This is a genomic window from Pseudomonas sp. R3-56 (assembly GCF_051132075.1).
Lineage (GTDB): Bacteria > Pseudomonadota > Gammaproteobacteria > Pseudomonadales > Pseudomonadaceae > Aquipseudomonas.
Genome location: NZ_CP071657.1, coordinates 138,848 through 152,892, shown reverse-complemented (window position 1 = coordinate 152,892; position 14,045 = coordinate 138,848). Strand labels below are relative to the sequence as shown.

General features: G+C 65.1%; 9 protein-coding genes. All 9 read right to left on the bottom strand.

The genetic code is table 11. The features are described 5' to 3' along the window. Positions 1–114 precede the first annotated feature (114 nt). The 9 genes from tagQ to J3P96_RS00655 all read right to left on the bottom strand — a co-directional run bounded on the left by tagQ (position 115) and on the right by J3P96_RS00655 (position 14,040). On the bottom strand, positions 115–1,056 hold the full coding sequence (gene tagQ, locus J3P96_RS00695; RefSeq protein WP_305497890.1) for a type VI secretion system-associated lipoprotein TagQ: 942 nt from the start codon (positions 1,054–1,056) through the stop codon (positions 115–117). An 85-nt stretch (positions 1,057–1,141) separates the two neighbouring features. Further along, the gene (locus tag J3P96_RS00690; RefSeq protein ID WP_434654700.1) at positions 1,142–2,869 is read right to left on the bottom strand and encodes a formylglycine-generating enzyme family protein; all 1,728 of its coding nucleotides are present in this window, start codon (positions 2,867–2,869) and stop codon (positions 1,142–1,144) included. After that, entirely contained in the window at positions 2,862–4,058 is a 1,197-nt protein-coding gene (locus J3P96_RS00685) for an FtsX-like permease family protein (protein ID WP_434654697.1), read from the bottom strand. The genes J3P96_RS00690 and J3P96_RS00685 overlap by 8 nt, the downstream gene beginning before the upstream one ends. After that, complete coding sequence (locus J3P96_RS00680) at positions 4,058–4,774, bottom strand: ABC transporter ATP-binding protein (protein ID WP_434654694.1); 717 nt, start codon at positions 4,772–4,774, stop codon at positions 4,058–4,060. The genes J3P96_RS00685 and J3P96_RS00680 overlap by 1 nt, the downstream gene beginning before the upstream one ends. Continuing rightward, a complete protein-coding gene (locus tag J3P96_RS00675) occupies positions 4,774–7,851 on the bottom strand; it encodes a protein kinase domain-containing protein (RefSeq protein ID WP_434654692.1) in 3,078 nt (1,025 codons plus the stop codon). The genes J3P96_RS00680 and J3P96_RS00675 overlap by 1 nt, the downstream gene beginning before the upstream one ends. After that, complete coding sequence (locus tag J3P96_RS00670) at positions 7,848–8,579, bottom strand: PP2C family protein-serine/threonine phosphatase (RefSeq protein ID WP_434570876.1); 732 nt, start codon at positions 8,577–8,579, stop codon at positions 7,848–7,850. Before J3P96_RS00670 ends, J3P96_RS00675 begins: the two co-directional genes overlap by 4 nt. Beyond that, on the bottom strand, positions 8,580–9,236 hold the full coding sequence (tagF, locus tag J3P96_RS00665) for a type VI secretion system-associated protein TagF (RefSeq protein ID WP_434654690.1): 657 nt from the start codon (positions 9,234–9,236) through the stop codon (positions 8,580–8,582). It lies immediately after the preceding gene. Beyond that, positions 9,233–12,733: a type VI secretion system membrane subunit TssM gene (gene tssM, locus J3P96_RS00660; protein ID WP_434654687.1), complete on the bottom strand. Its 3,501-nt coding sequence runs from the start codon at positions 12,731–12,733 to the stop codon at positions 9,233–9,235. The genes tagF and tssM overlap by 4 nt, the downstream gene beginning before the upstream one ends. Further along, positions 12,730–14,040, bottom strand: a complete 1,311-nt coding sequence (locus J3P96_RS00655; protein ID WP_434627072.1) for a DotU family type VI secretion system protein — start codon at positions 14,038–14,040, stop codon at positions 12,730–12,732. The genes tssM and J3P96_RS00655 overlap by 4 nt, the downstream gene beginning before the upstream one ends. Between the last annotated feature and the right edge of the window lie 5 nt (positions 14,041–14,045).

The window sequence follows — 14,045 nt, the reverse complement described above, 5'->3', positions numbered from 1 at the left end:
GCCTCAGTCGACATCAATGCCAACTGAACGGACGCTATCGCGAGCAAGCTCGCTCCCACGGGTTTTACGCGGTGATCACTCCCCCTGAGGGAGTGACCAACCGTCATCAATCAATCAGACATTCGGGCAAGGCACCGGTGCCCAATCGCCCAGGTCCGGGTTTTTGCACATGCTGTTGACCTGGGTGGTGCCGGCGCTGGCGACCTGCTTGCCTTCATCCTGCTTGGCCTTGGCGGTCTGCAGGGTTTTCTCGGTGGCGACCGCCTCTTTCGGCACGGTTGGCAGCTCTTTCTTCTTCGCCGGCGTCACTTTCTTTTTATTCTTGGTGCTGGTCTGTGCCGCCACAACTTGCGTGGTATCAGCAGTGGCCACGGTCACCACGTCGGTACGCTGCACACCCACTTGCTGCAGGTCTTTTTCATAGGCCTGGGTGTAGTTGTTCAGGTCTTCGGCGGCTTTGCCGTTCACGGCGACGATCAGGTCGTTGGACTCTTTCAGGCCGGCAACGATTTCCGCCAGGCGCTTGCGGCCTTCGGTGTCGTTGACGGTCTTGGCCTTGCGGTCGGCGACCAGTTTGCTGAACGCGTTCTGGTAGCACTGTTGCGAAGCCTTGGCGTACGCGGTGCTGCGGTCGATGTCCGAAGCGCTTTTGCTGACATCGGCGGCGTAGGAGGCGATGCGCATGTTGTCATCGGCGATCTGCTTCTGGCGCTCGGTGTAGTAACCGGCTGCGCCACCGGCCAGGGCGCCGCCCGCGGCACCGATGGCGGCGTTGCGGCCACGGTCTTCCTTGTCAGCGGTCAGCGCGCCCAGCAAGGCACCGCCGACGGCGCCGACGGCTGCGCCGGTGACCACGGACTTGGTCATGTTGCCTTCAGTGGAGCGCAGGTGCTGCACCGGCTCGTAGCAGTTCGGGTAGTACTCGACCTTGGTGCTCGAAGCGACCTTGGAGGTCGGCGACGTGGCGCAGCCGGTCAGCACGGTGCTGAAGCCAACAGCGACCATCAGCAAATGACGCTTGGAAACCGAAGCAAAAGGTTTACGGGAGAAAAGCATAGTTGTGTTCTCGTTTAAGTTTTGACCAGCTCAGCACAGCCCTATCGCCGCCTGAGTCCCTTCCAAGCTCGCTGACAACGAACACTCAAGACCGCTGAGCGCTCGATGCGAGCAATTCCTTCAATATCGCCGCCGGGTCGGCTCGTTTCTGCTGACGATAATCCCCGACATGACGAACGAATAACGTTGCACGCGCCACCAGGCTCTTGCCCAGTACCGGTTTGCGCTCCAGCTCTTCCTTGATGCGCTGGAACTGCGCCTGGATCACGGCATCGGTGTAGCGCGTGCCGGTTGCCAGGTTGTCGATGTAGATCGCCACCGCGCCGTCCAGCGCGCTGCGGCCGTTGTCGATGGCCGTGGCGAACAGCGTGGCACTGGCCTCGTCCTTGGCGTCCAGGGCCGCCTGCCGGCTGTTTTGCAGGTTGGTCAGGCGAATGTTGTAGTTGTTGATGGTCTCCGCCACCAAGGCCGAAGACTGGATCAGGTTGCCCGCCGCTTCCTCGCGCTGCTGGGCGATGAGCGAGACGTTGCGCTTGAGTTCTTCATTGACCAGTCCCAGCTCGGCTTGCAGGCGCGGGTCGGCGCTGGCGGCGATAATGCTGTCCAGGCGCTTGGTCGGGTCTTCAGCATCGTCGATGGCATCGGTGAGGGACGCGAGCCGGCCTTCCTTCTGCCATTGGGCGAACAATTCCTTGTAGCGCGAGCGCGGCGCCGACAACGCCCCGACGGCCACGCGAAAGCCGGTGGTTTCGTTGCTCTGTTCGGTGCCATCGGCGGCGAACAACGGGTACTCGCGGCGCATGCCGGTAAACAACGTGCCCTCGCCTTCCAGGTAGTTGCCACCCTTGACCACAAAACCGCCATAGGCGCCCTGACGGCGGCCGGCGTGCACAAGCTGGAAGGACTCCTGGACCATCTCGGCGGCGTTGCCCACCACATCGAACAACCCGATCGGGTTCGCCAGCTTGGTGCCGATGGGCATCAGTCGCGCCGCCTGGCCGGTGCCACCGACGACCTGGTTGAACACCGCCCAATCGGCCAATGGCCCGTCGCTTTCGCTGCCTTCCAGGCGGCGGGGAAACAATCGTCCTTCCAGGTCCTGGCGGCTCACGGCATGTCCACCACGGGCGGCGAATTCCCATTCGACCTCGGTGGGCAGGCGCACGAAGCCCAGCCCACCGTCTTCAGCGGAGGTACCGCGGCCGCTCACCGGCAACAGGTCCTTGTGGTATTTCATCAGCCAGGCGCTGTATACCGCCGAGAAGCGCTCGGCCTCGAACTTCGACAGCTTCACCTTGGGCAAGCGCCCGGCCATGCCTTGGGGCAACTCGGCCAGCAGCGCCTCGCAGGCCGGTGCCGGCTCGCCGCTGGCCAGCGATTGCGCCTGCGCCATGACCTGGGCGTACTGGCGGGCGGTAACCTCGTATTTGCCGATGAAGTACAGCATCGGCTTGAGCGGCGTCTTGGCGTCAGTCTTGGGCATCAACGGCGTGATGGTCTTGTTCCAGTCCTTGGGCAAATCCTTGAGGGTGAACTGGCCGTTGATGAAATCGCGCCGGTAGCCGGAAATGAACGACTGTTGATAGCCCGCCTCGCCTTCACTGAACGGGTAGCCGAGGCTGATCTCTCGGTCGTCCAGGGTGCCCTGGGCGAGGATGTAGACGTAGCGGAACACCATCTGCCCCTCGCACGGCAGCGGCAGGCTGACGTCGTCGGGCAATGGCTTGGGGTTGTCCAGTTTATCCGTGCCTTCATCAGCCCAGACCAGACCGGCCAGGCTCAGCGCCACGGCGGCGCCCAATAACTTATACATCGCGAATTCCTTCACACGCCTGGATGCGCGCCACCCGCCAGCCGCCACAGGCCGCCGCGACGGCACTGACGCCGAGCACGGCCACCAGGGCCAAGGTGTAATGGCGCACCAGCAGATGGCTGGCGTATTCGCCGGGCATCTGCGCAAATAAATGATTCAGGCCCGACTGCGCCAGGCCATACAGGCCAGCACTCAGCAGGGCGGCAAACGTGGCGCTGTAGAGCGCCTGCAAGACCACGAACAACAACAGCGCCGCCGTGGACACACCCAGCAGGCGCAACACCGACAGCTCCCGGCGCTTGCGCTCGACGGCCGCCAGGGCACCGGCAAAAATCGCCGCGAATGCACCGGCCAGCGCCAATCCGGCGATGATCCAGAACACGATCGACAGGTTGCGGCTCAACGATTGCACTTGTGCGATGGTCTGGGCCTGGGTCGACACCAGCAGGTTCTGTCCGGCGAAGTACTGACGCAGCGGCTCGACATCGCCGAGGCTGCGGGCATACAAACGAAACGCCGGATAAACCCGCTGCCCAGCGTCGCCCAGCGCATCGCCAGGCCAGCCGAACGCGGGCACGGCGCGGCCGTCGCGATAATCCTCCGCCGCCTCCAGCAATGCCAGCGGCGCGAACAAACCGTCCCGGGCGAAGGCTTCCAGCGGCAGCACCTGCAGCACCTGCACCCGTGTGCGCTGCGCCTCGCTGCGACCGGCCACCTGCCGGCCGAAACTGGCCTGCAACCAATCGCCAGCCCTGGCGCCGAGTTTTTCCGCGGCGGTCTGGCTGAGCACCACTTGCTCCAGGCCTTGCGGCACCGGCAGTTGGTCGAACAGCGGATCGCCCAGCGCCGTGGGAATCATTTCGACCGTGACCGCCGAAGCCTCGTTGCTCAGGTCCGCCGTGGCCGCGATCTGCCGGGTGCGCGGCAAGGCGAAAGCCACGTCGCTTCGCTGCCCCAGCTGTTCGACGAATCCTCCGCTGAAACGACCACCGCCCAAGGGGATGATTTCCCGGGTCGTGGGGTCACGTTCCAGGCGCTCGGTCAGACTGCTGACCAGACCGAACTTCAGGCCGAACAACACCAGCAATGGCGCCACCACCGCGACCAGCGCCAGCACCGAACAGGCCGACAGCCAGGCGTCGTTGCGATAATCCTGCCAGGCCAGGGAAGCCACCAGCGCGCCGCGCATCAGCAAGCCTTCCCAAGGGTGGCGGTGACGCCGCCGTCCGTGTCGCGACGGCAACTGATGCGCCGCACCTGCAAGCCGCTGGCGCGGGCCAGCGCCTCGTCATGGGTGGCAACGACGCAGCACACACCCTGCTCGCGGGCCTGGGTCACCAGCAACTGCATGACGCGCTCGGCGTTCAACGGGTCCAGCGCGGCGGTCGGCTCATCGGCCAATAGCAGGCGCGGGCCATGGGCCAAAGCGCGGGCGCAACTGACCCGCTGGCGCTGACCCACGGACAGGTCCGTCGGTTTCTTGTCCAGTTGATCGGCGATGTCCAGTTGTCCAGCCAGGCGCGTCACGCTGCCGTCATCCTTCAAGCCCAGCAATTTGCGCGACAACGCGATGTTGCCGCGCACGTCCAGGAAGCCCAGCAGGCCCCCGGTTTGCAGAACATAGCCCAGGTGACGGCTGCGCAGCTCGGCCAAGGTGTCCTGTTGCGACGCACGCCACAGTTTGGCGATGTCCAGCGGTGTATTGGCGGGCGTGAAATCGAATTGCCCGGCCTGATCCGGCGCCAGCACCAGGGCGAGCAAGTCCAGCAGGGTGCTCTTGCCGCAGCCGCTGGGGCCGACTACCGCCAGTTGTTCACCGCCACGCAGTTGCAGCCGTGGAATCACCAGGCTGTAGCGCTGGCCGCCGGTGCCCCGGCTTTTGTGCACGGCGTTCAGGTTCAGCATCACGGCAACGTCGACAACGGAACGCGGTACAAGGCATCGCCCGGCTCGGCATCGCCGAAACGCACCCAGTTGGCGAGATCGTTGTGGAAGGTTTCGTAGAGACGGATCTTCGACTCCAGCTCGTCGATGAAATCTTCCTGCTCGGCCACGCTCAAGGACAGCCACAGGTCCTGGGTCATGTTCAGCGATTTGCTGCGATACGGCAGCCCTTCCAGGTACTCGCCGAGGATGCCGCCGGTGGCGAGATTACCGCCCTTGCGCAGGGCCGACGGGTCGCGGCTCATGTAGGCGCTGGCACTGGCGATTTCCTGGAAGAAATCCTTGGGCGAACTTTGGGTCTTGCGGGCCGCGTCGACGATCAGCTTCAGCGATTGCTGCAGGTCGTTGAGCTGCAGCTTGGTCAGCATCACGCAGACCTGGAACGCCGGCAGGGCCGGGTTGGTCAGGTCGCGGTCGGCGGTCCAGGCGCTGACCAGTTGCGGCGCCTGGCTAGCGGTTTTGCGGCCGAGGAAATCCATGTGCATGGCGTAACCGACCGCCGCCGATTTGTCCGCCAGGCTTGGCGCGGCGCTGAGCAGCGGCACGCTTTGCGGCTTGTTGCTGCGCACTTGGTGCACGAGATCGGCAAACACCGAACCGATCTCGTCGACCCGCTCGCCGAACTTGCGCACGTCGGCGCCCGGCACCGGGATGTACAGGTCGCCGATCTGTGGATTGGCGTCGGCCGTCAGGGTGCGGTACTGGGTCTGGGCGCCGGCGTGGGTTTTCTTGCCGGCGTCGCTGAGCAGGTGCAAGGCGTAGATCTTGATCTGCTTGCCCAACGCGGCCTGGCGCACTTCGGCCTCGTTCATCTGCGTCGCGGCAAACGGGTCGTTCTTGCGCAGGGCACCGGCATCGGTCACCAGCAGGATCAGGCGCCCGCCGTAGCCGGACCAGTCCATGCCTTCCACGGCTTCCATGACCCCGGCAAACGCATCCTCGTTGAACGAATGGCTCGACACGGTAGACGCCTTGACCTGCCGCGCCATCTCCAGGAAGCGTTGCGGGTCGCGACCCTGCTCCAGCGTGATCAGAGTCTTGGCGGTGTACTCCAGGCCTGGGGTTTTCTTGATGCTGCTGCGGAAACCGACCATGCCGAAGCTGACGCTGTCCAACTCGCCACGTTCGCCGATGCGGGTCTGCAACTGATGCACCACGTCGCGGACCTGATCGATATAGGGCTGCATGGACACGGTGGTGTCCACCACCAGCACCACGGCGGTACGGAACGCGTCGGCATTGGCGGAGGTGATCGGCGTGTTGGTCGCGGCCTTTTGGGTGTTGCCGGGGTCGATGGAGGCAACGTTCAGCAACTGCACCGGCTGGCCGTTGTCGTCGAAGCTTTCACGCGAATCGAAGATCGGCAACAGGTAGAACTGGTTTTGCGGTACGGCGCTGGCGGCCGGTTCCAGGGCCAGCACTTGCTGGTTGTCCTGAGGGCTTTGCTGGGCCTTGAGCAACGCATTTTTCGCGGCCGAAGGGTTCGCCAGGAGCTTTTCCACTTCGCCGGGCTGGCGCAGGAACATTACCGGCGCACGGCCGGAGCGTTCGGTGAACTTGAGCACCAGGCTCTGTTTCCAGTCGCTGACCTGGGCGGCGGGCAACCAGCCGTCGCTGCGCCCGTCGGTGGCCGCGCCGACCCGCACCCAGGCGCTGCCCTCCACGTCTTTGCGCTGATACACATACAACACCGAGAACGCCGGCAGCGACTTGCCCGGTGCGGCACCCGGCGCGTCGGCGAGTTTCGCCCCCGGCTTGCTGAGCACACGCTGAAATAGGGTTTTCTTGCCGGCCATCAGCAATGGTCGCTGGCCGCCATCGGCCTCGGTCGCCACGGGCGGGTTTATTGGCGGCGTCACGGGTGGCTTGGCCGGTGGCGCTTCAGGTTGTTTCTGCGGAGTCTTGTTGACCGGCGGCGTGGACACCACCGGCGGCTTCGCGGCTTTGCCATCATCGCCGGACAGCCACCAATAACCTGCGCCGCCCAAGGCCAGCGCCACGGCGACCGCAACGGCGGCCAGGGCGAACACCGGCCGCTTGCGCTGCTCCGGCACCGTCGACTGAGGCGTCGGTTTTACCGGCGGCGGGATCGGCTTGGGCTGCGGTTGTGCGTAAGCCGGGCCACTGGGAATGTCGATGGAAATAGGCGTCAGGCCGGCCAAGTCATCCACCGGAGGCGGCGCGGCAGGCAGTTCAAACGACAACGGCCGGATCAGCGTCGCTTCCGACGATTCCTCTGGCAGGTTATCCAACGCGCGCAGCAACGCAGTCGCATCCGGGAAACGCTCCGCCGGATCCTTTGCCAGCAGTTTGCGCAGCACTTCCTGGTAACGACCGTGGTGCACCGGCAATTCCGGCAGCGGTTCGGTCAGGTGGGCCAGGGCCGTGGACAGCGCGTCGTTGCCGATATACGGCAGCTTGCCGACGAGGATCTCGTAGAGCACCACGCCCAGGGCGTACAGGTCGGCGCGGCCGTCGATGTCTTGCCCACGGGCTTGCTCAGGGCTCATGTAGCTGGGCGTGCCAACCGCGAAACCGGCCTGGGTGAATTGGGTGCGATCGTCCAGGGACTTGGCGATGCCGAAGTCCGACAGTACCGCCGTGCCATCGGCGCGAAACAGGATGTTGGCCGGCTTGACGTCACGGTGCACCAGGCCCAGCCCATGGGCGTAACCCAGGGCCGAAGCGATCTGGCGGATGTAGGTCAGGCCCTGCTCCGGCGTCAGGCCCGCGGCGATGCGTTCCTTGAGCGTGCCGTTGGGCAGGTATTCCATCGCCATGTAATACAGCTCACCGACATTGCCGATGTCATGGATGGTGACGGTATGCGGGTGCGACAGGCGCGCCAGGGTCTTGCCCTCGCGCAAGAAACGCTCGCAGAAAGTCGGGTCGGCCGCCAGCGCCGCGGCCATGACTTTCAACGCGACCTTGCGCTCAAGCGAACGCTGGGTCGCCAGGTACACGCTGGCCATCGCGCCTTCGCCGATCTCGCCATCGATGTCGTAGCCGGGGATGACAATATTCAGGGGCAAGCTCATGACGGCACCTTCACAACGACCACAGTGATATTGTCCGGCGCGCCGCGCATCAGACCCAGGGACACCAGGCTGCTGGCGATTTCGCCGGGCTCGTCGTGGCTCAATACTTCTCGGATTTCTTCGTCCTCGACGGTCTTGGTCAAGCCGTCGCTGCACAGCAGGTAGCTGTCGCCGGGCACCAGCAGCAGCTCGGTCATCGCCAGGTTCAATTGCGCCTCGACGCCGATGGCGCGGGTGACGATGTTGGCCCGCGGATGCACGCGGGCTTCGGCCTCGCTGAGCAGGCCGCTGTCCTGCAGATCCTGGACGTAGCTGTGGTCGCGCGAGATGCCTTCCAGCACGCCGTCGCGCAAGCGGTACAAGCGGCTGTCGCCGGCCCACAGGCACATGCCCCGCAGGTCGCGCGTGGCCAGCACCACCACGGTGCTGCCCATCATGGTCACGCCACGGTTGGCGGTTTCTTCGCGCACGGCGGCGTTGACCCGCAGCAGGTCGCTTTGCAGCGCCGCGATGTATTCGTCCAGCGAGCGGCCCACCGCAATGCTACGCAGGCTGTCGACAATCAGGCTGCTGACGTAGTCGCCCGCCGCGTGCCCGCCCATGCCGTCGGCGACTACCCACAAACCGTTTTCCGGGAGGTCCAGGCAGGCGTCCTCGTTGACCTGGCGGACCATGCCGACATGGCTTTTGCTTGCAGACTTGAAGGCTTTTCCAGCACTTGGACGCATCTACACAACACCTTCTTGGCCGAGCAAAAATTGCGCAAAATCAGCGGCGGCCGGCAGCCCCTGGCACCGCATCAAACCGGGCGCGATGCGCTCCGAACCCTGGCCCCACCACAGGCTGACGCCTTCGCAAGCCGACTCGGCGAGGGCGCTCATTCGCCGCTGCGAATCGGTGGCATCGAAGCGATGCAGGCTGGCGAAGCGACTGCTCGGGGTGCGCGGCAGGTACATCGGGCCATCCAGGGTTTCCAGCTCCGCGTTGAAAGCTTCGAAACTGGCCTCCAAGTTCAGAGTGCTCAACAGCAGGTTCTCGACCCGCTCGAACCAGTCGTCCGCGCCGCCGACCACCGAGGCCGGGTCGGCATCCGGGTCGAGCAACGCTGCAACGGTCAGCGGGAAATACCGCCCGACCCGGTCAATGCTTGGCATCACCACGCCAACCGCAGCGTCCGGCCCGCAAACGCCGGGCGCGACCATGAAGCGCCACAGCGGGCTGACCAGATAGGCATCCAGCCAGCGCTCGCCGAGGCTGGCCTGGCTGGCGAGCAAACCCGCCGCCAGCCATGAGTCCCAAGGGCCGATAAAACTCTGCGGCAAGCCACGGCTGACGAAGTCTCCACGGCTGGCCAACTTTCCATAGAAACCCGCTGTACTGCTCATAGGCGCTCCGGCAGGCTGAAGCCACTGAGTACCCGGCTCTTGAATGGGTTGAAGGCGCTGTTGGCCCGCAACTCGTAAGAGGCGCTGGCGCCATCGACCCGCAGCCGCAGGTTGAAGCGATCCGGCGAGTTGCCAGCGGTCAGGTCCGACTGCTCCAGCAATCGGAACCAGGCCCATGGCCCATCCAAGGTGATGCCGGAACGACCGCTGGACGACGGCGGCATGATCGAGATGCGCACCACACCGATGCTGCCCGGGTTCGGCCATTGCATGGCGGTCGGCCGGCTCGGGCCGTGGTCGTAGCTCAACTGCTGGCCGTCGAGGTCGAGCAGGAATTGGGTGATGGTCGAATCCATCGCCACCGGCTTGAGCTCGAAGCGCACCATCGGCTGCGTGCCGCCGGAACGGAAGAACGCATCGCGAATGGTCGCCGCGCGCTGGAAGGTTTGCAGCACACCCGGAGCGATGCCGAGCTTCTGCGCTGCGCCCGGCTGCCAACGCCAGGTCGGGGCCGAGGTATCGACGTAGGGTTGCAGGTACTTGCGGAAGTAGTTGTCCATCACCCCGCCGACGCCGAAGAACTGGCCGAAGTCATCGAGGGTCGCGTCCCGTGCGCTGCCCGGGGACATCGGATAACGCCCGGCCAGGGATTGGCGATAGATATTCACCACTTCGCTGGTCCAGGCAGCATTCAACTGATTGCGTACGCCGCCCATCATGGTGTTGGTGGTGGAGTTGACCACCGACTTGACCAGACCCTGCACCAGCGGCGGCTGGCGTTCGGCGTTGAGGCTGACGCGGGTGGCGGCGGCCGACGCCTGGTTCTTCGCTTCGCCGAGCAAGGCGTCGCCGCTGGCGCCGACCATGGCGCTGACCTGCACATACAGGGCGTTCATGTCGGACAGCAGGCCGTCGATGGCCGCCGGTTCGCCTTCGCTCTTGCTGACGATGCTGTTGAGCTCGGCGAAGTGCGCGGTGATCGGGTCATCGCTGGTTTGCGGCGCGTTTGGCGTTGCCTGCTCCTGGCCGAGCAGACTGCCGAGGCGCTCCTTGAGCTTGTCCACGCCGTCGCCCGCCGGTACGCCTTGGGCGGCGAGCAGGCGTTCGTCCTGTTGCAGGTCGGTCTCCTTCGCCACCGCCACCAGCAGCTTTTTCAGCGGCGAGGTCGGGCCGGAAAGCACCCGCAGCACATCGGCGGCCTGAGCCACGCTGGTGATCGGGACGAAGTCGATGTCGGCCAGCAAGGCGTCCCATTGGCGCATGTAGTCCTGGAAGTACAAGCGACGCACATCGGCGGCGAGGCTGGCGACGTTCTGCTGATCGGCCTGCTCAAAGCCCAGCACCCATTGCTCTTCAGCCAGGGTGCCGGTCTGGCTCAGGCTGCTGAGCAAGAAGCCCTGGCGGTAACCCTTGACCGTGAAGAAGCCACTCAACGGTTCACCCAACGGCTTGCCGCTCTTGCGGCTGAACACCAGCGCGGCGTCACGCCCGGCGGCTTCGTTGATGCGGAAGTCGGGGATGCCGTCGGGCAGCTTCTGCCGTTTGATGCGGTCGTAGACGCGCTGGGCCACCGGCAGTTGTTGCAGCTGGCGGCGCAGGTCTTCGATCAGGCGTGGGTCCAGGCGCGCGGTCGGTGGACGCCGCTCGAACAGCGCCTGCAAATGCCCGGTCAAGGCCAGGCGCTGCTCGGCCGGCAGGTCGCGCGGCAGGCTGCGGTCCCAATCGAGGGCGATCCAGGCCTTGATGAAGTCGGCGTCGTAATGCTCGTTGTCGGCGAGCATCAGGTAAGCCTTCAGCCCCTCGTAAAGGAAGTCCGAGTTGCCGCCGCCGTGCAGTTGCTCTTCGATGCGCGTCAGCAGGCGCGGTGCAAACACCGCGATCAACAGCTTGCGGTAGACGCTGCCGGACTCGGCTTCGAGCATGTCGCCCTGATACAGGCCCAGGCCTTCGGCCCAGTCCGGAGCATCGTCGGCCAGATGCTTCACGGCGTTGAGCAGCGGCAATACCGCGAGTACGTCGCGCTGGGCCGGGCTTAGGTTCTGCACGGTCTGGCCCAGCGGCGCGACTTTCTGGTCGACCTGGGCGATATAGGCCTGGTTGGCGCGGTAGCTGACCCACCACAACGTACCGACCACCAGCACCACCAGTACGGTAGACGCCAGCACGCCGCGGGCGATCCATTTGCGCCGGCGCTCGACTTTCGGGTCCACCCCCACCAGCCCACGCTCGGCGAAGGCCACGGCGCTGAAGAGTTTTTCGATGAAATAACTGCGCCCGGTACCGGTCTGGCGCGCCAGGTGCTGGCGGTCCAGGTTCATGCTTTGGGCCATGGAGCCGATCAGGCGATCGATCGGGCTGCCTTCCTGGGTGCCGCTGGTGAAATACACGCCACGCAGCAACACACGCTCTTCGAACGCATTGGGTTTGAACACCCCGTCGAGGAAACTTTGCAGGCAATCCTTCAATGCACCGAACTGCTGCGGGAAGCCGTAGATCAAATCGCGCCGCGCCGGGTCACGCTCCTGTTGCAGGCGCTCGACGAGGCGATCATTGAGGCGCTGCTCGAGCAGGGCGAATTCACTCTGCAGGTGCGCCAGCGGGCTGTCATTGCTCTTGCCATCGTCCAGGGTGAAAGTCATGCCCCAGACCTGGGCGCGCTCTTCCTTGCTCAGGTTGTCGAAGTACTCCATGAACCCCGGCACCAGGTCGAGCTTGGTGAGCATCAGGTACACCGGGAAACGCACGCCCAGCTGCGTGTACAACTCCTGGATCCGCAGGCGGATTGCCGCCGCGTGGGCGGCACGTTCGGCGTCGCTGCCCAACAGCAGGTCCGAAAGGCTGATGGCGATGAACGCGCCATCGATCGGGCGTCGTGCCCGCTGTTTTTTCAGCAGGCCGAGGAATCCAAGCCACGCGGCCTTGTCGACGGTCGCATCGCTGTCCTGGGTGGTGTAGCGACCGGCGGTGTCGAGCAACACCGCCTCGTCGGTAAACCACCAGTCGCAGTTGCGCGTGCCACCGACACCGCGCACCGCGCCGGCGCCCAATTGCGCCGCCAGCGGGAAATGCAGCCCTGAGTTGACCAGTGCGGTGGTCTTGCCCGAGCCCGGTGGGCCGATGATCACGTACCACGGCAACTCGTAGAGGTTACGGCGCTCGTCACCGCCCAGCTTGGCTTTCTTGAGCAAGGCCAGGGCCTCGTCCATGCGCTGGCGCAAGGTTTCGAGCTCTTCGGCGGTGGCAATGCTGGTCGGGTCCGGCGGAGTCTGCGCGGCCAGGCTGCGCATGACTTCGGCGGCCTGCCGGCGGGCCTGGATGATGCGGAACAGGCGATAGGCGATCCATACCGCAAACACCAGGATGATCAGCGCCCAACGGCGCCCTTCAGGCACCAGCCAATCGAGCAGCGGGCCGACGAACCAGATGATCAGGCTCAGGGCGATCAGCCCCAGCAACGGGATGACCCAACGGGTCATGAAACTGAAAAACGCCTTCACTCGACCCCCTCCGCCAATACTGTGATTTCAACCCGACGATTGCGCGCCCGCCCCTCGGTCGTGGCGTTGGACGCCAACGGCTCGGTGTCGCTGCGGCCTTCGGCGCTGAAGCGCTCGGGCTGGCCGGTCTTGGCCGAAAGAATGTCCAGCACCGACCTGGCCCGTGCTTCGGACAAGGCCCAGTTGGACGGAAACCGCAAGGTCGCGATCGGGCGATTGTCGCTGTGGCCGGTCACCAGCACCTGGCCCTTGACCTTGCGCACGGCATCGGCGATGCGCAGCATCAACGGCTGGAAATCATCCTTGATGCTGGCGCTGCCGGAGGCGAACAGTTCATCGCCACGGATGGTCACCACCGAGCGGTCGACGGCGTCTTCCACAGCAATCCGGCCGGCCCTGATTTCATCGGCGAGGAACCCGGCCAGGCGCGGACGTTCGATCACTTTCGGCTGGACCACTGGGCGGTCGATGGTCTGCACCGGGATTTCGCCGAGGAAATGAATATTCTTGAACACCGGCTCGGCATCAGCGGCCAGCTTCATGCGCAGGCCGAACAGCAACGCCAGCAACAGGGCAATGCCAATGGCCACGGCGATCCATGGCGGCATGAACTGCGCCAGGCGATCGCGGGCCACGGTGACCCCACGCCAGTGCGGCGACAGCTCGCGTTCGTAGTCGCCACGGGCGCTGCGGATGACCGCTGCGGTGCGTTCGCGCAGCGCTTCCAGTTGGCTGCGACCGTCGTTCATGACCCGGTAGCGCCCTTCGAAACCCAGGCACATGCACAGGTACAAAAGCTCCAGCAGGTACAGACGCTCGCGCGGGCTTTGCAGGCAGTGCTCCAGCAGCTGGAAGACTTTCTCGCCGCCCCAGGCTTCATTGTGCACGGTGATCAACAGGCTCTGCTTGCCCCAGTCGCTGGTACCGCCCCAAGGCGTGCTCAGCACCGCCTCATCCAGCGCGGTGCACAAGGCGTAGCGGGCCAGCAAGACATCGTTGCGCACCACGCCGGCGGCTTCGGCGCGCTCTTCGAACTGGCGCAGGTAGGCCAGCAATTGGGCGCGCAAGCTGGCCGGTGCCGGGTGGGCGATGGTGCTGCGCAAGCGCGTCAGCAGGGCCAGCAGCGGGCCGGCGGCGCTCTCCAGCGGGTTGAGGCCCTGGGCCTTGCCGGTCAACAGCGGCGCGGCCGGCATCGACAGCGGCGCCGTCGCGGGTGCCGGTTGCGGCCGCCCCGGGTCCGGGCGGAAAGGGTCCGCGCCACGGCCACCGGGGGTCGGCATGAACTGGGTACGATCGTCGTTGCTCATCGCGG

What these genes read in the sequence shown, in the direction of transcription:
- J3P96_RS00680 (WP_434654694.1), bottom strand. Translation starts at nt 4,774, where the DNA reads ATGCTGAACCTGAACGCCGTGCACAAAAGCCGGGGCACCGGCGGCCAG.
- tagF (WP_434654690.1), bottom strand. Translation starts at nt 9,236, where the DNA reads ATGAGCAGTACAGCGGGTTTCTATGGAAAGTTGGCCAGCCGTGGAGAC.
- J3P96_RS00685 (WP_434654697.1), bottom strand. Translation starts at nt 4,058, where the DNA reads ATGCGCGGCGCGCTGGTGGCTTCCCTGGCCTGGCAGGATTATCGCAAC.
- tagQ (WP_305497890.1), bottom strand. Translation starts at nt 1,056, where the DNA reads ATGCTTTTCTCCCGTAAACCTTTTGCTTCGGTTTCCAAGCGTCATTTG.
- J3P96_RS00670 (WP_434570876.1), bottom strand. Translation starts at nt 8,579, where the DNA reads ATGCGTCCAAGTGCTGGAAAAGCCTTCAAGTCTGCAAGCAAAAGCCAT.
- J3P96_RS00655 (WP_434627072.1), bottom strand. Translation starts at nt 14,040, where the DNA reads ATGAGCAACGACGATCGTACCCAGTTCATGCCGACCCCCGGTGGCCGT.
- J3P96_RS00675 (WP_434654692.1), bottom strand. Translation starts at nt 7,851, where the DNA reads ATGAGCTTGCCCCTGAATATTGTCATCCCCGGCTACGACATCGATGGC.
- J3P96_RS00690 (WP_434654700.1), bottom strand. Translation starts at nt 2,869, where the DNA reads ATGTATAAGTTATTGGGCGCCGCCGTGGCGCTGAGCCTGGCCGGTCTG.